The sequence below is a fragment of the Rhodoglobus sp. genome, from assembly GCF_053580035.1.
The window spans coordinates 164,888-180,925 of record NZ_JBMDVL010000002.1 but is presented as its reverse complement, the minus strand read 5'-3'; the positions used below and the strand labels follow the sequence as shown (position 1 = coordinate 180,925).

Below are 16,038 nucleotides of genomic sequence, written 5' to 3'. Positions count from 1 at the left end.
ACCGTAGTGATGGCAGAGAAAAGCGGCCGGAGCAGTGGTCCTGGGGGGACGACCAGCTCCGGCCGCTAGAGGTTAGCTACGCAGTCCTAGAGCTCGGACTTGGGATGTGTACGTAGGTAACCTTGACGCGCGAAGTAGGCACCCGCTGCCAACAACGCGACGATGAGGGCGATGAGCGTCGCAACACCGGCACCGGTGTATGCGAGCTGTCCGCCAAGGGCGAGAGTCGGAAGTTCTGGAAAGTCCGGATCTCCGGGGATGCAAATTCCGACACAGGGGTCTGGATCGCCGCCGGGGCCACAGTTCACGGTGCATCCTGGGTCAACGACGGTTCGCACGTTCGGCCCAACGGTGGCTTGGGCCACGTTGAGGCTGACGACTCCGCGAGCGGCAAAGCTGGGCGCTAATGCTGCGCGACCGAGAGCACCGCTGAGAAGTCCTCCCGAGCCGACGCTCACTCGCACTGCGGTTTCGCTGAACATGTTGCCGCTGACAGCACCAGTAGAGGTCCACTGTTCTTGAACGTTGACGGTGATCGAGATCAGATCGTTCAGCACCGTTGCGACGCTTGAGTTGCCAAGAAGTCCGGTAACGGCGGGGTTGACCAATCCAGTATTGAGGCGAGCGATGACCGAGCTAACGACACCGTCGTTGGAGAACAGCGACTGGTTGAGGCTCGTGCCGAGGCTTCCGATGATGGCATCGACGTCGAGCGCAGTTTTCACGGTGCCACCGAGTAGCGAGATGTTAGCGCTCGCCTGTGCTGCGGTGCCGTCAATCAGGTCATCGACTGTTCCGACGATGGTGACAGCGACAGTGCTGCGCAGGTCGGGCAGGGCGGTCGCAACGAGCTTGCACACCGTTTCTGTTGTGTAGCCGATGACGCCCTGTGTGATGGTGTGCGTTACTCCACCAGTGAGTCCACCAAGAAGACCGCCGAGGCCACCAGTGCTTCCCGTGCCACCGGTGATGATGTCACCAATGATCGGGACTTGGATGTCACTACACACCTTCTGCTGCACCGGATCCTGCCCGCTCAACGCGGTGAGGTTCGCTGAAACATCCACGCGAGCGTTTCGGAGAGCCGACTCCACTCGTTCGACGATGTCGTCAGCGAGGGTGCCGACTGTTTCAGTGATTCCCTTCAGGATCTGGTTGACGACGGCATCCGTCAGCAGCTCGGTGTTCGGTGGCAAATCGTTCAGGTCGCTACCTAACAATGTTTCGAGGTCCACGAGCACCGCGCCGGTTTCGAGATTGAAACTCACTGCTCCGTTGCCGTATTTTTCGTTCAGCAGTGAGCTGACGGCATTGTGCACGTCAGCGTCGATAACCACTTTCACGTTTGCCGATGATCCAACAACGCTGAGGAGGGGATCGAGGATGCGGTCGATCGAGTTTCCGAGAGCACCGTCATCACCGCCCAAACTGAGTAGCTGACCGTCGACGCCGCTGAGTGCACTGTTCACTTTGCTGGTCAGTTGGCTGATCGCGGGGCTCGAGAAACGCAGTGTGGCATCGGCGAGCGTGTAGTCGCCTGATGCTGAGGTCATCGAGCCGTTGGCGCGTGCGGCTACCGCCTCGAGGTCGAGCTTGAGGTCGGTCAACACGGAAGAGAACTGGTTGTCGAGAAGACTGTCGAGATCGAGTGTTAGGTCTCCGGCAGGACCGGCAGCATTGTTGCCGACTCCAATTCCGCCGTCGTTCTGGATGGCTCCTGTTGAGGCGTAGGACTCACCATTCTGGTCGGCCTGGGCGTAGTGGCTGATGACTCCAGCATCGAGAACATCCACCATGGGGAGTTGGATGCCGCCCGGTTGGTTGATGACGGTGGCCCCGAGCACGTCAACGGAGAGGGGGTTGCGACTGATCTGACGTGGTTGGTTGCCGTTGTTGCTTGCAGCTACCCGACCAAGGCCGACAACGTTGCCGAGGTCCGTGCCTAAAACATTGCCGGAAAGGAACTCGGCGTAGGCGTATGACGCCCCGTTGACTTCGTCGGCGCTCGCGGCAGCGGGTGCAATGAGAGTGAAGCCCGAAACGAGGGCTACGGTTCCCAGCGTCGCTCCAAAACGGACTACTGGGTTGTGCTTGGTATTCCCGACTGGCTTCCCAGCGCGCGGGATGTGTTGTGTAAACACGACTGGTACCTTCCTGATCCTGTGTGGATAAGGAAACTGACTCGACTATGAGGCCAACGTGAGGGTTGTGCCACGAACTGCTGCCTGATCTCAGCTTCGCTTGCCCATCTGGTGGTGATGCTTTTTAGTTATGCGGCGAGGTGGTTAGTCCTCGCGTGGTGATGCCGGTGTTGTCCGAAATTGCGGGGTGGTTCGCCCCGCTTGTATAGAGAGACTGCGACCGGGGGCGGTTATGACGCGGATTCTCAGATTCTTTTCAGAAAACTTTTTTGGCACCGAATTGGGAGGGCTTCGCGCTATCTGTTGCCGTCTGGCTGTTCGCCGTATTTCACGAGGCCGCTTCATGACGTACACTGGAAGAAGTAGTTGAAAACTGCCATACTTTCGCGCGCCTACTCTCCACTTCTGAAAATAGAAGTCCGGCGGTGTTTGTGCGAAAGTGTTGGGGTGAGAGATGCAAATCTCTCGCAAAGGGTGGTGGCTCAATTGGTAGAGCAGCGGTCTCCAAAACCGCAGGTTGCAGGTTCGAGTCCTGTCCGCCCTGCAAGTCCCGGTTCGTGTTTCACGTCTCGGGTCGAGCAAGCCGAAGTATCGGAAGGTAACTAAGAGTGGCCAAGAAAGACGTAGACGAGCCCAGCGAGGACGTCGTCGCCAAGGCGAAGAAGGACAGCGAGCAACGTCGTGGACCCTTCGGGCGCATGGCACTCTTTATCCGCCAAGTAATTAGCGAACTCAAGAAGGTCGTTACACCGACAAGGCGTGAATTGGTCAGTTTCACACTTGTCGTTCTTGTATTCGTCGTCATCATGATGGGTATCGTTTCCGGACTCGACTTTGGTTTTAGCGCGTTGGTGAACTTTTTGTTCGGCAACCCTGACTTAGTGGTTTAGGTCTTTTACTAACCGCCATCCACAAACCGCGTCGGCTACGGCCGAAATGCAGAGTAACGAAAAGAGATTTAGTGTCCGAGAACCACCGCGAAGACTCCGAGCTCGCTACGGCAGCAGAGCAGTCCTCCGAGGAGGATGAGGCGCAGACGGGTAACACCCTGGCTGAGGCAGAGCGTTCTGAAGACTCCGCCGAGCACCAGGCAATGCACGTAGAAGATGGCTCGACCGATGTCGATGCCGATCTTGCCGGGCTCCTTGAGGCTCTGGATGCTGCAGCCGACCCCGAAGCAGATGCTGCGGTCGATGGCGCTCTTGACGTTCACAACACCACAGATGCTGATGCCTCTGTTGCAGCAACCGATGACGAAGCTGCGGATGACGCTGAAGCCGAAGGCGCCGAAGTAGACCCGTACGCCGAGTTCCGCATGGATCTGCGTCTTCAGCCTGGCAAGTGGTACGTCATCCACTCCTACGCCGGTTTTGAGAAGCGCGTCAAGCACAACATCGAGAACCGCAAGGTTTCCATGGCTATGGAAGATTACGTCTTCCAGGTCGAGGTTCCGATGGAAGATGTTGTCGAAATCAAAAACGGCCAGCGCAAGCTTGTCAACCGTGTTCGCATCCCCGGCTACGTTCTGGTTCGCATGGACCTCAACGAAGACAGCTGGTCGGTTGTTCGTCACACTCCTGGAGTTACTGGCTTCGTTGGCAATGCCCACAACCCCGTACCTCTTCGCTTCGAAGAAGCTTTCAACATGCTGAAGAGCCTTGTTGAAATCGTCGAAGCTCCCGCAACTAAGGGCTCGTCCGCTAAGGGCAAGACCGCTGCGCGTTCGATTCCTGCTGAGATCGACTTCGAAATCGGCGAGACCATCACCATCAAGGAAGGTTCGTTCGCGGGCCTGCCTGGTTCGATCAGCGAGATCAAGGCGGAGAGCGGAAAGCTCATCGTTCTGGTTTCCCTCTTCGAGCGTGAGACCCCAGTCGAGCTCAGCTTCGATCAGGTCACCAAGCTTTAAGGGCTAACGCCCCTAAAAAACCACCGCGCCCCACCGGGTGCGGGAGAGCTGGCCACACGGGTCAGTTCGTACTGAAAAGGAAACACAATGGCACCGAAGAAGAAGGTTACAGGTCTGATTAAGCTTCAGATCCAAGCCGGCGCCGCTAACCCCGCACCGCCCATCGGGCCTGCGCTTGGTCAGCACGGCGTTAACATCATGGAGTTCTGCAAGGCGTACAACGCCGCAACCGAGGCACAGCGTGGAAACGTTATCCCGGTTGAGATCACCGTGTACGAGGACCGTTCATTCACGTTCATCCTCAAGACCCCGCCGGCAGCAGAGCTCATCAAGAAGGCTGCTGGAGTTGCAAAGGGTTCAGGCACACCGCACACCGTCAAGGTTGCACAGCTCACAAAAGACCAGGTTCGTACGATCGCCGAGCAGAAGATGGCTGACCTCAACGCCAACGACATCGACGGCGCAATGAAGATCATCGCGGGCACTGCTCGTTCGATGGGAATCACGGTGGAGGCATAATGTCCAAGAATTCCAAGGCATACAAGGCTGCCACCGACAAGCTCGAAGAGGGCAAGTTCTACACGCCAACCGAGGCTGTAGCTGTTGCTCGCGAGACCGGCTCAAAGAAGTTTGATTCAACCGTTGAGGTTGCTCTTCGCTTGGGTGTAGACCCTCGCAAGGCTGACCAGATGGTTCGTGGCACCGTCATCCTGCCTCACGGTACGGGTAAGACTGCTCGCGTTATCGTTTTCGCAACCGGTCCTGCGGCTGAAGCAGCTATTGCTGCTGGCGCCGACGAGGTTGGTGGCTCGGAGCTCATCGAGAAGGTAGCCGCTGGCTACACCGCTTTCGACGCAGCAGTTTCGACCCCCGAGCTCATGGGCCAGGTTGGTCGTTTGGGTAAGGTTCTTGGTCCGCGTGGCCTCATGCCAAACCCGAAGACCGGAACGGTTACTCCTGACACCGCTAAGGCTGTCTCGGAGATCAAGGGCGGAAAGATCGAATTCCGTGTCGACAAGCACTCCAACGTGCACTTCATTGTTGGCAAGACGGCGTTCACCGCCGAGCAGCTCGACGAGAACATCAAGGCAGCGCTCGACGAGATCGTTCGCGCAAAGCCGAGCTCGTCAAAGGGCCGCTACATCACCAAAGCAACTGTTTCCACGACCTTCGGTCCTGGCATCCCGGTCGACATCAACTCGATCTAATACTGCTTAGATGAACGGGGGCCGGCTTCTGCCGGCCCCCGTTTTCGCATCCCCGGAGGAGTTTTCGTCGTGACGACCACCGTTCGCGTTGCTGTTGCTGCCGATGCTGAGATGTTGCATGAGCTCGCACGCACCACCTTTCCTCTCGCCTGCCCTCTAAGTACCACCCCGCAGGCAATAGCCGAGTTCATCGCGCACCACCTTTCGGTCGAGTCGTTTAGTGGTTACCTCAACGACTCCGCCCGCGAGATTCTGATCGGCGAGGTTGATGGTCGACCAGCAGGCTACGTACTCTTTTGCAGTGACGAGCCCAGTGATCCGGATGTTGCCGCAGCACTCACAGCGAGACCAAGCGTCGAACTCAGCAAGTGTTACGTGCTCAGCGAGTTCCACGGTGCTGGCGTTGCCAAGGCTCTAGTGACGGCAGGAATCGAGCGCGCACGACTCGAGGGTTTTGCTGCTGTCTGGCTTGGGGTGAATCAGGAAAATGTTCGTGCCAATCGCTTCTATGAGAAGTCGGGTTTTCGCCTCGTGGGTACGAAGAAGTTTCTTGTGGGGGAGCGGTGGGAAGACGACTACGTTCGTGAGCTGCCCCTCAGTGCAGACGCCTAAATAAGTTTCTCCCTGACCGGTGCTTGCGCCGTCGTGGTGCTCTACGATTGTTGAATGCTCGCGCCGCTGACTTCTCGCCCGCGGGCGTTCGGGCTATGACCGCAGTTGCGCCGCCTCGAGTCTCCCTCGGTGCCCTTGAGGGTTATGTCGCTGTTGTTGGCAGCGTTGCCGTTGGGGTTGCGCTCACTCTTATCTGGATGTCGCGACTCTCTGTTCCTCGAGAGCTCTACGTCAGCGAGCTCGGCGCTGAGGGCGAACCTACTGCCGCCGCGTTCGAGATTGCCCTGCTTCTGATTGTCGCGGGAGGCTCAGCCGTCGCGTGGGCTGCCCGCCGAGTTCGAGCGTGGCCACCATTGCTTTCCCTCGGTTCGCCAGCAGTGTCACTCTGGGTTGGCTGCGGATTCTTTTTGCTCGCGTCGCAAGTGACCTGCACTTCGGGATGCCCACTGCCCTATGGCCCCAGTTTCACGGTGCAGGACTTCACTCACACCCTCGCTGCCGTTATCGCTTTCGCGGCCGCTTGCTGGGCAATGATCCAAACGTCATTCGCGCGGGAGCACCGAGTGCTCGCTCGAATGTCGCTGATCACGGCCATTGCTGTTGCTGTGATCGCCGGAACGGGTGGGCTCTTCTCCCTGTTCCGTTTCCAAGTCGTGCTTGGTAGCCGTCTCGAGTTTGTGGCAACGACTATCGCTATTGCCTGGCTCATGATGCTTGGCGCGGTGATTGCTGCGCGCAAACTGGGGCGTGACCGCGTTAGCTAGCTACGGCGCTCGCATGAGATCGAGCAGCCGATCGGCAAGTCCGACAAGGGCATGGATCTGGTCTTCATCTCGTTCAACCCACAAGCATTTCGGCTCAGCATGCACGGGCACAAAGTCGTCATGCTGTTCCCACACCACCAGGGTGCGATCCGCGCCGAGCACGTACTGCTGCCACCACACTTGACGCAAATAGGAACGGGGGATGCTGCGCCACGCCTTATGGGTCGTCTTGATTTCTGACAACACCACAGCACCATCGATTACGGCAACACCATCGGGAGTTGCCAAATGCTGTGGTTGATCGTGCGCGTGATAGAGCGCAGAACTTGAGCGGATGCCGTGCTGGGCAAGCACCCACCGTGCGATCTCAGGTTCCCGCAGTCGGCCGTGATCGGTGAACGCATTGCCAGAGAAACCAGAGCCGAGGAGCTTGCTCTCCACCACTCCACGCAACGAACTTTCGGTTGCCAAGCGGGCGGCATCCGTCGCTGTAACACCGCGGCTTCGCGCCCGAAGCCAGGCAACCCGATCTTCAGCGTGGGCGACCACGCGATTGAGGTGATTGGGCGCAACCGGCTCCCACAGATCGAGTTCCGGTTGCATAGTCACACCACCATTGTCTCTCGTGTCTGCTGCGCAATGGTGCCCACCGCGCACAAACCCAGATTCACCGCCGCCAAGTCGTGGTTGTTACGCGTCACGTCAACCAATGTGTGCCGGTACTGGCAGACTAGGCGCATGCTAGCTCGCCACTCCGATTCTGCGCCACCGTCGAGACACCGTCGTCGGTGGTCCGTTGCCGCAGCAGCAGCACTCTTTGCAATGATCACATTCGTTCCGGCGGCGGGCGCTGTAGCATCCGTTGGTTCGATCCCGCCAGATGTTAGCGAGTTCGCAGCGTCAGATGACGGACTCATTCTTGAGCTCGAAGAGTATTTCGGTGTTGACGAGCGAGGCGGCGGACTCGATTTCACGGATGGTATTGAACTGGGTGAAATTGATCGAATCTTCCTCTGGTCTGAGGCATTCCATTCTGGGCAGAAGACGGACACTCCGGTGCAGTATGTCAATCGCTGGAAGGTGCCGGTTCTGATTGGTGAAGAGCCGGTTGGTATTGCCATGATTGGCATTGATCCGGCAACGGTCGACCCAGAAATGATCGACTTCATCCGCAACCCCGGCATCACGCTCGCCCTCGACCACATCGACGAAGATGCAACACTCGTGCACGAGCCGGAGACGAAAGCATGGTTCAGCCTCAGTGATGGCGTGATCATTCCCCTCGTGCGTGGCGAAAGCGGAATTGCTGGCGAAACGACTCTCGCCCAATATCAGCCTGAACTTTCCGGTCGCGAAATAGAAATCGTGGACCCGACACCACAGCCAGATCAAGGTTCCGTACAGTCAGTGGTGCTCATCGCCACCACTGCAGTAGTTCTGCTGCTGGCACTGCTGATTCCCACAATCATTGGTCAGGTTCGTGAGCGCCGAGAGCGTCTAGCTGAGGCTGAGGGCGGTGCTGCTGAGCGCGGTGCTGCCGGCGACGCGGGTGATGCGCCTGTCACGGATCCTGCGGGTGCTGCGGTTGACACGGATGCCACGAGTCCTACGGATGCTGCATCTGACGAAACGAACGCCGATGTTCAGTCTTCGACACCGGCAGCTTCGACGCCGGATGTCTCCGAAACAGCTACCTCAACCGTGACGACGGCAGCGACCATCGCGGCAACGAGAGCACCAGCGAAGAAAGCCGCGGTGAAGAAGGCGCCAGCCAAAAAGGCGCCAGCCAAGAAGTCGACGCCGAGCAGTTCTACGACCAAGACGACCGCGGCGAAAAAGCCTGCCGCTAGTAAGGCGACTGTAGGGGCTAAGAAGTCCACGGCTTCGACGTCCACCAGCAAGGCTTCGACGTCCACCAGCAAGGCTGGGTCAACCAAACCAACAGCAACCAAGCGGACAGCAGTCAAGCCGGCCGGAACGAAGCCTGCGGTGAAAAAGGCTACGCCGGCAACGAAGACTGCGCCGGCAACCTCGGCCGCAGCGACGAACGCTGCACCCGCGAAGAAGCCGGCCGCAAAGAAGCCGGCCGCGAAAAAACCTGCCGCGAAGAAAGCGGCGCCGTCAAAGCCTGCAGCGTCACCGTCGCCCAAGGCGACAGAGTCGTCGACAGACTAGCCAGTAGTGAGCCTGCTGCACTCGCCACTTGACCGGGATATCCGGCGCCTTGCGTTACCGGCGCTCGGCGCGCTCGTAGCGGAACCAATCTTTCTCCTCACCGACACCGCTCTCGTTGGTCATCTCGGCAGCGCGCAATTGGGCGGGCTCAGCGTTGCCAGCGCCGTACTGCAAACAGCGGTGGGGTTGCTCATCTTTCTGGCCTACTCGACCACTCCTGCTGTTGCACGCTGGCTCGGCGTCGGCAACCGTGCCCGAGCGGTCGCGGCAGGCGTCGACGGAGTTTGGCTCGCAATCCTGTTGGGTCTCCTATTGGTCATCATTGGAATCCCAGCGACCCCGTGGCTGATCAGCCTCTTCGGAGCAGACCCCAGCATCGTCGGCTTCGCCAACCAGTACCTCGCAATTTCTATTCTCGGGCTGCCGGCGATGCTCATCACTTTTGCGGCCTCCGGACTCCTGCGGGGTTTGCAAGACACCCGAACGCCACTTATCGTGGCGGTCGCAGGATTCATCTCAAACGCCCTGCTCAACGTTCTCTTCATTTACGGATTCGGGTGGGGGCTCGCCGGTTCCGCCATCGGCACCGTAGTGGCCAGTTGGGGAATGGCGATTGCCTACCTCGTGATGCTCATCGTCATCGCGCGCCGGGAAGACGCGCGAGTGCGGCCCCACCTCGGCGGGATGCTCATTGCCGGGCATGCTGGCGCGTGGCTGCTGCTCCGCACGGCATCCTTGAGGGCAGCGATGCTCGCAACAATTGCGGTCGCAACGGGATTCGGGGTTCAGGAACTCGCAACGGTTCAGATCGCCCTCACTATCTTCGCCACCCTCGCGTTCGTGCTTGATGCCCTCGCCATAGCCGGACAAGCAATGATTGGCAAAGAGTTGGGGGCCAGTGATGTTCCTCAAGCGCGAGCGATCACCCGCAGACTCATTGAACTCGGAATCTTCAGCGGCGTCGTGTTGGGAATCGTGATTCTGGCGATGTCACCCTGGCTTGGCTTCGTGTTCAGTAGCGATTCAGAAGTTCGCACAGGGCTAGCGGCTCTTCTTCCCGTGCTGGCTCTCGGCATCCCTGTCGCCGGCTACGTGTTCGTGCTCGACGGGGTGCTAATCGGTGCGGGGGATGCGCGCTACCTTGCCCTCACGGGTCTCATTAACCTTGCCGTCTATCTCCCACTCCTCTGGTGGGTTTCTCTCGCAGAACTCACCGCCGCACCAGCACTGGTCTCACTGTGGTTCGCCTTCGGACTGGGATACATCGGGGCACGAGCAGTGACACTGGGACTGCGAGCTAGAGGCGAGCGGTGGCTCGTCACAGGGGCGACACGGTAGCAACTACCGCGCCGCCCACCAACTCCGCTTAGTCACGGCAGACCTCTCCTGGGTGAAAGCCTCGCAGCGCTACTTCTTTTCGGTCACTGCTCCGTGCTTCAGCTGCAATCGACGCTCAGCCCGCTTCGCAACAGCAGAGTCGTGCGTCACGATAATCAAGGTCAGCCCCTGATCGCGCCACAAGCCCTCAAGCAGTTCCATGATCTCGTCCCGGGTCTGCTCGTCGAGGTTTCCGGTCGGTTCGTCGGCTAGCAACACGGAAGGTTCCTTGACGAGTGCCCGAGCGATCGCAACACGCTGCTGCTGACCACCAGAAAGCTCAGACGGATGGTGAGCTAAACGCTCGCCCAAGCCGACCTTCTCGAGCGCTTCGGTCGCGCGACGCTTACGCTCAGCGTTCGCGAGTCCGAGCGGCGCAAGGGCCGTCTCCACATTCTCTTGAGCAGTAAGAGTGGGGATGAGATTGAAGCCCTGGAAAACAAACCCAATCGTGCGCGCGCGAATGTCTGCAAGTCGAGCATCCGGCATCGCAGACAGTTCGCTATCACCCAGAGTGACCGTGCCGCTGGTCGGACGCTCAAGTGCACCAAGCATTTGCAGCAGTGTCGACTTTCCCCCGCCCGTCGGTCCCTGAATCGCGACCATCTGTCCGGTCGGGATGCTGAGGGTTACGCTGTTGAGTGCGCTGACGGGGCCACGTTTGGTCTCGTAGGTTTTGGTGAGATTAGCTAGTTCGTACATAGAAGGTCTCCTACTGGTCAGAAAAAACGGTGGGATTAGGCAACGCTGCGCAGAGCTTCGGCTGGGCGCAGTTTGGCTGCGCGCCATCCACCGAAGGCGCCAGCGATGAGGCCGCCGAGTATGGCGAGGGCCACGGCGATGCCGATGATGCCGAGAGTTACCGGAATCTGTAGAGCGATCTCGGTCGAGGCAGCAGCAGCCGTGGCCGCGGCATCTCCGAATCGTCCGCCTCCCCCCGGTCCGGCCCCTGGGCCGAACGGAGTAGTCGTTGTCGCGCTCGCGCTCAAGGCGGGGGCCGCTAGATTGATCGCAAGAATGCCCAGCAGCCCAACGGCGACGCCAATCACCCCGCCGATTGCCCCCTGCACCAGTGACTCACCAGCAACCTGACGCACGACCGCACCATTGCTCCAGCCGATCGCCTTCAGGGTGCCAAACTCACGGGTGCGACGAGCGACGCCAGAAGTAGTGAGAAGAACAGAGATCAGGAACGCAGCGGCGAGCACAATGATCGACAACCACGTTCCGAGCTTGCCGACGAGGTCGGAGGCCGTTGACAGCGAGCCGGACACGCTCGAGGCAAGATCCTCTTGAGTCTTGACTGCTGCATCCGGAAGTGCGCTCTGCAGCGAGGCTTGAACTGAAGCAATGTCGGTCGACGATGAAGCCTGCACGTAGACGGTCGAGATTTGACCCTCAAGCTCTGAGATGCGCTGTGCTGTATCAAGCGGAATGTAGGTGTTGGATGCCGTGGTGGCGTCCGATGAAGTGGATGAGACGGTTCCGATGATCTCGAACTTCTCACCACCAATTTCGAGGGTGTCGCCGACGCTGAGTTCGCTCGTTGTGGCGTAGCCGGAGTCCAGCACTACGACGTTGGTTGCAGCATCCGTTGTCTCAAACGCGCGACCGTCGACGAGCCCGACGGAAGTGAGGGGGCCAACACTTTCGCCAGCAACATCAATTCCGGTAACGGTGAAAGTGTCGACGCTGAACGAGCTTCCGCCAGCACCGTCTGGTCCGCCAGGGCCCATTTGCCCTGCCCCGGGCGCTCCGCCCTCTTCGGTAGCGGTAGTGTCGCGGGTCGGAATCTCGCCCGAGAAACTCACGTTGTTGAGCGTCAAGGTGGCAGTGGCTGCGGCAACGTTATCGAGTGCGGCGGAGGTCGTGAGAGCATCCGCATCGAAGGTAGTGCTGCCAACGCCACTGGTCAGACGAGACTGCGCCAGGGCGGTTGTACCATCGGCGGTGGCGCCGTCGTCAGCGCCAAACTCAAAGCGAGGCTGCTGCTGTTGCCCCGCTTCTCCTTCGGCGGGTAATTCTGGTTCTTGAGTGACGGTGATGTCGGTGCCGACACCGTAAATCGATGCGAGCACGCTCGCTTGGGCGTCTCGCACACCAGCAGCGACGCCGCTCACGATCATCACGAGGGCAATGGCGAGAGCCATGCCGGCCGCAATAATTGTTGTCTGTTTGCGTCGGTTGCTGAGTTCTCGATACAGGTACGTTCCGAACATGGGTCTCCTCGGTGCTTCGGGTGGTCAAGGCAAAGGTAGGAAGGAGCCTTATCAGTGCCCTATGGCCAACCTGAGAACTAGCCTTGAGCCGCGAAAGCGTTTCTCAGCGATGACACCAGAAATTCGTACACAGAAATTTCATAGGAAACTCCGAATAACTAGAAGACATGAATCAGTCACGCCACCTTCCGGCAGTCCAGGCGCAACCGCGTTTGAGCCGAGCCGACGGTACAGCCATTCGTGCGGTAGTTGTCGACGACGAAGATTCGCTAACAGACCTTCTCTCGATGGCCCTTCGTTATGAGGGCTGGGATGTTCGGCTCGCCTCTGATGGACATCAAGCCCTCACCACCATTCGCGAATTTCGCCCAGACGTCATCGTTCTCGACATCATGATGCCTGGACTAGATGGGCTTGCAGTTCTCACTCGACTGCGAGCTGACGGCATCGAGACGCCCATACTCTTCCTCACAGCAAAAGACGCTGTCGAGGATCGCGTTGCTGGACTCACGGTTGGCGGCGATGACTATGTGACCAAACCTTTCAGCTTGGAAGAACTCGTGGCACGACTGCGCGCACTCTTGCGTCGTTCTGCGATCACGATTGCTGGCGATGCCGATCCGGTGATTGAAGTCGGGGATCTCTCGCTGGATGAAAGCACGTACGAAGTGAGCCGGGCAGGCACCAAAGTTGACCTCACCGCCACCGAATTCGAGCTCTTGCGCTACTTGATGCGCAACCCCAGGCGTGTGCTCAGTCGCGCGCAAATCCTTGACAGGGTGTGGAGCTACGACTTTGGCGGACGAGCAAGCGTTGTAGAAATCTATATCTCCTACCTGCGCAAGAAGATTGATGTTCTTGGCCCTCCGATGATTCAGACAGTTCGCGGGGTCGGGTACATGTTGCGGGCTGCCGAGTGATCCGACCTCGAGAAGTGAAGGCCCCGGGGACGGGCCGCAGGCTTAGCCTCCGCAATCGCCTAGTCTTGGGCAGCGCCGCACTCATTGCGCTCGCCGCAGTGCTTATCGGCGTCGTGAGTGTGCTTGCGTTGCAGGGCTTTCTGGTTGACCGTCTCGATGTTCAATTGGTTTCCGCTTCAAGCCGTTCCCAAGGTGCGCTTGATGGTCGGCCAACAGGAAACACCCAAAACATTCCCCCGGCTGGCGACTTTCTAGCGCTGCCGGGCCAGCGTGAAGGAACAATTGCGGGTCTCGTGACCTCCAATGGAACTATCACGGCTGGAGTCTTGGGAACCCGGGGCGCACCGTCGCCCTTGACCGCGGATCAGCTCGCAGCGCTGTCTGCTCTGACCGAATCAAGTGAACCGGTCACGGTGAATCTCGGGGGTACGCTCGGCGAATATCGGGTCATCGTTTCGAGCACTCCGTTCAATGGAGAGTCTCTCATCGTTGCGCTACCGCTCGCTGATGTCAGTGACACCGTGTTGCGGCTTACCCTGTTGGTCATTGGCATTGGAATTCTCGCCGTCGTCATTGCCGCAATTGCGGGTGCCATTGCGGTGCGGTTCGCCTTGCGCCCCCTCGAACGAGTTGCCGGCACAGCAACCCGTGTCACCGAAATCCAACTCGATCGCGGAGCTGTTGCGCTTGCCGAACGGGTCTCGCTTGATGACGCTGACCCGCGCACCGAAGTTGGGCAAGTGGGGGCAGCACTCAACCGCTTACTTGAGCATGTGGCATCCGCCCTCAATTCCCGCGAAGCTAGCGAGAACAAAGTGCGTACCTTTGTGGCGGATGCGAGTCACGAGTTGCGCACCCCGCTCGCGTCGATCCGTGGCTACGCGGAACTAACGCGTCGCGGTGGGCATGAGATTCCCGATGATATCGCCCACGCCATCGGTCGAATCGAAGCGGAGTCCGTGCGCATGACGGGACTCGTGGAGAGCCTGCTGCTCTTAGCGAGGCTCGACGAAGATGTGGCAATTCAACATGAGCCAGTCGATCTCTCCCGCATCATCATCGATGCCGTGGGGGACGCTTACGCTGCAGGTCCCGACCATGTCTGGGAGTTGGAGCTTCCGGATGACGCTGTCATGGTCAGCGGTGACCGCCTGCGACTGCACCAGGTGATAGTCAACGTGCTCGCGAATGCGCGAGTGCATACTCCAGCGGGCACTATTGTCACTGCGTGTCTGCAGCGGGAGGGCAAGCGCACGATCATCGAGATTCGCGATACCGGCCCCGGCATCGCTCCAGAATTGCAGTCAACGATATTTGAACGGTTCGTGCGCGGAGATAGCTCGCGCTCTCGGGCGGCCGGCAGCACCGGACTGGGGCTCGCGATCGTTGCCGCAGTCATTGCGGCGCACGGGGGCACGACGAGCGTTTCCAGCGTTCCGGGTAACACGGTGTTCCGCATCGAGCTTCCCTGATTTGCGGCTACGCCGGTGATCCCGTAGTCTTACCGAAGCCAAAGACCGCCGGTCGTTTGCATGCGCGAAAGTGTGTGCGATCGAAGTTCGTGAAAACGAAGGCCAGCGCAGGTGTGTGAAGTAGTTTTTCGGCCAGATCTGGCCGCAACTCAGCTCCGTGCCTCTGCGTTAGCGCAGTAGAGCCGGAGCTTTTCTAGTTTCCAGCCACTCTTTACACTTCCGTGCGGCTCTGAGGCAGACACACATCAACCAGTAGGGAGCACCATGGCGAACAAGGAAGCATCGGTCGCCGAGCTTACGGATCTATTCCGCAACTCGACCGCCGTTCTGCTAACCGAGTATCGCGGACTCACTGTTGCCCAGCTCAAGACGCTGCGCAAGTCAATCAGTGAGCACGCAACATACGCCGTGGTGAAGAACACGCTGACAAAGATTGCAGCTAACGCCGCAGGAATCTCGTCATTCGACGAGGAACTTGTTGGTCCATCTGCAATCGCATTCGTACACGGGGACCCAGTCACCGTTGCGAAGGCTATGCGTGACTTTGCCAAGGCAAATCCTCTTCTCGTGGTGAAGGGTGGTTACTTTGACGGTAACGCGCTCACCGCTGCAGAGGTCACCAAGCTGGCCGACCTGGAAAGCCGGGAGGTGCTCCTTGCGAAGTTTGCAGGAGCAGCAAAGGCTTCACTGTTCGGCGCCGCGTATCTGTTCAACGCACCGCTCGCTCAGGCCGTTCGCACGGTCGACGCGCTGCGCGAGAAGCAGGATTCCGCGCAGTAACGCGCGGGTTAATTAGCTTAAGAAATATAGGAGAAAATCATGGCAAAAATGTCAAGCGACGACCTCATTGAGGCCTTCAAGGAACTGACCCTCATCGAGCTCAGCGAGTTCGTTAAGAAGTTCGAAGAGGTCTTCGAAGTTACTGCTGCTGCCCCGGTTGCTGTTGCAGCTGCTGGTGCACCTGCTGCCGCTGAAGAAGTTGAAGAGAAGGACTCATTCGACGTCGTTCTCGAGTCAGCGGGCGAGAAGAAGATCCAGGTCATCAAGGAGGTGCGCACCCTCACGAGCCTCGGTCTCGGTGAGGCGAAGGCAGTTGTTGATGGCGCACCTAGCGTTGTACTCGAGGGTGCAAGCAAGGACGCTGCGGAGAAGGCAAAGGCTGCTCTTGAAGAAGCCGGCGCAACCGTAACCCTTAAGTAGTCACATCCTTTAAAGAGGATCTGGCCTCATTAGAGGCATGC

At 59.0% G+C, this 16,038-nt stretch carries 16 protein-coding genes and 1 tRNA gene; 13 read left to right on the top strand and 4 right to left on the bottom strand.

What is annotated here, in order from left to right; all coding sequences use genetic code 11:
• Window positions 1-86 precede the first annotated feature (86 nt).
• Window positions 87-2,141, bottom strand: a complete 2,055-nt coding sequence (locus ACOH1Z_RS10135; RefSeq protein WP_449648368.1) for a choice-of-anchor G family protein — start codon at window positions 2,139-2,141, stop codon at window positions 87-89.
• A gap of 471 nt (window positions 2,142-2,612) precedes the next feature.
• Between ACOH1Z_RS10135 and ACOH1Z_RS10130 the strand changes: the two genes are divergently transcribed.
• The 7 genes from ACOH1Z_RS10130 (at window position 2,613) to ACOH1Z_RS10100 (ending at window position 6,634) form a co-directional block, all read left to right on the top strand.
• A tRNA-Trp gene (locus ACOH1Z_RS10130) sits at window positions 2,613-2,685 on the top strand.
• Window positions 2,686-2,749: 64 nt separating this feature from the next.
• Complete coding sequence (gene secE / locus ACOH1Z_RS10125; protein WP_449648367.1) at window positions 2,750-3,031, top strand: preprotein translocase subunit SecE; 282 nt, start codon at window positions 2,750-2,752, stop codon at window positions 3,029-3,031.
• Between the two features lie 71 nt (window positions 3,032-3,102).
• Window positions 3,103-4,050 carry a transcription termination/antitermination protein NusG gene (gene nusG, locus ACOH1Z_RS10120; RefSeq protein ID WP_449648366.1) on the top strand — a complete coding sequence of 316 codons (948 nt, stop codon included), beginning with the start codon at window positions 3,103-3,105 and terminating at the stop codon, window positions 4,048-4,050.
• An 87-nt stretch (window positions 4,051-4,137) separates the two neighbouring features.
• The gene (gene rplK / locus ACOH1Z_RS10115; RefSeq protein WP_100389473.1) at window positions 4,138-4,569 is read left to right on the top strand and encodes a 50S ribosomal protein L11; all 432 of its coding nucleotides are present in this window, start codon (window positions 4,138-4,140) and stop codon (window positions 4,567-4,569) included.
• The gene (gene rplA, locus ACOH1Z_RS10110) at window positions 4,569-5,258 is read left to right on the top strand and encodes a 50S ribosomal protein L1 (protein ID WP_219949415.1); all 690 of its coding nucleotides are present in this window, start codon (window positions 4,569-4,571) and stop codon (window positions 5,256-5,258) included. The genes rplK and rplA overlap by 1 nt, the downstream gene beginning before the upstream one ends.
• 69 nt (window positions 5,259-5,327) lie before the next feature.
• Window positions 5,328-5,870, top strand: a complete 543-nt coding sequence (locus ACOH1Z_RS10105) for a GNAT family N-acetyltransferase (RefSeq protein ID WP_449648365.1) — start codon at window positions 5,328-5,330, stop codon at window positions 5,868-5,870.
• A 95-nt stretch (window positions 5,871-5,965) separates the two neighbouring features.
• On the top strand, window positions 5,966-6,634 hold the full coding sequence (locus tag ACOH1Z_RS10100; protein ID WP_449648364.1) for a DUF998 domain-containing protein: 669 nt from the start codon (window positions 5,966-5,968) through the stop codon (window positions 6,632-6,634).
• Here the strand turns inward: ACOH1Z_RS10100 and ACOH1Z_RS10095 are convergent, their stop codons facing one another.
• Window positions 6,635-7,237: a YqaJ viral recombinase family protein gene (locus tag ACOH1Z_RS10095; RefSeq protein ID WP_449648510.1), complete on the bottom strand. Its 603-nt coding sequence runs from the start codon at window positions 7,235-7,237 to the stop codon at window positions 6,635-6,637. It lies immediately after the preceding gene.
• Between the two features lie 135 nt (window positions 7,238-7,372).
• Here ACOH1Z_RS10095 and ACOH1Z_RS10090 point away from each other — a divergent pair, with 135 nt between their 5' ends.
• Window positions 7,373-8,809: a hypothetical protein gene (locus ACOH1Z_RS10090; RefSeq protein ID WP_449648363.1), complete on the top strand. Its 1,437-nt coding sequence runs from the start codon at window positions 7,373-7,375 to the stop codon at window positions 8,807-8,809.
• 6 nt (window positions 8,810-8,815) lie between these two features.
• The gene (locus ACOH1Z_RS10085; RefSeq protein ID WP_449648362.1) at window positions 8,816-10,147 is read left to right on the top strand and encodes an MATE family efflux transporter; all 1,332 of its coding nucleotides are present in this window, start codon (window positions 8,816-8,818) and stop codon (window positions 10,145-10,147) included.
• Window positions 10,148-10,216: 69 nt separating this feature from the next.
• Here the strand turns inward: ACOH1Z_RS10085 and ACOH1Z_RS10080 are convergent, their stop codons facing one another.
• Together ACOH1Z_RS10080 and ACOH1Z_RS10075 are read right to left on the bottom strand one after the other, a co-directional pair.
• The gene (locus tag ACOH1Z_RS10080) at window positions 10,217-10,888 is read right to left on the bottom strand and encodes an ABC transporter ATP-binding protein (protein WP_449648361.1); all 672 of its coding nucleotides are present in this window, start codon (window positions 10,886-10,888) and stop codon (window positions 10,217-10,219) included.
• Between the two features lie 35 nt (window positions 10,889-10,923).
• Window positions 10,924-12,405: an ABC transporter permease gene (locus tag ACOH1Z_RS10075; protein ID WP_449648360.1), complete on the bottom strand. Its 1,482-nt coding sequence runs from the start codon at window positions 12,403-12,405 to the stop codon at window positions 10,924-10,926.
• 167 nt (window positions 12,406-12,572) lie between these two features.
• On the opposite strand from ACOH1Z_RS10075, the gene ACOH1Z_RS10070 reads away from it, so the two are divergent.
• The 4 genes from ACOH1Z_RS10070 (at window position 12,573) to rplL (ending at window position 15,997) form a co-directional block, all read left to right on the top strand.
• A complete protein-coding gene (locus ACOH1Z_RS10070) occupies window positions 12,573-13,325 on the top strand; it encodes a response regulator transcription factor (protein WP_449648359.1) in 753 nt (250 codons plus the stop codon).
• A gap of 65 nt (window positions 13,326-13,390) precedes the next feature.
• Window positions 13,391-14,797 carry a sensor histidine kinase gene (locus tag ACOH1Z_RS10065; protein ID WP_449648358.1) on the top strand — a complete coding sequence of 469 codons (1,407 nt, stop codon included), beginning with the start codon at window positions 13,391-13,393 and terminating at the stop codon, window positions 14,795-14,797.
• Between the two features lie 264 nt (window positions 14,798-15,061).
• Window positions 15,062-15,577: a 50S ribosomal protein L10 gene (rplJ, locus tag ACOH1Z_RS10060; protein ID WP_449625201.1), complete on the top strand. Its 516-nt coding sequence runs from the start codon at window positions 15,062-15,064 to the stop codon at window positions 15,575-15,577.
• A gap of 39 nt (window positions 15,578-15,616) precedes the next feature.
• The gene (gene rplL, locus ACOH1Z_RS10055) at window positions 15,617-15,997 is read left to right on the top strand and encodes a 50S ribosomal protein L7/L12 (protein ID WP_449648357.1); all 381 of its coding nucleotides are present in this window, start codon (window positions 15,617-15,619) and stop codon (window positions 15,995-15,997) included.
• The last annotated feature ends 41 nt before the right edge of the window (window positions 15,998-16,038 follow it).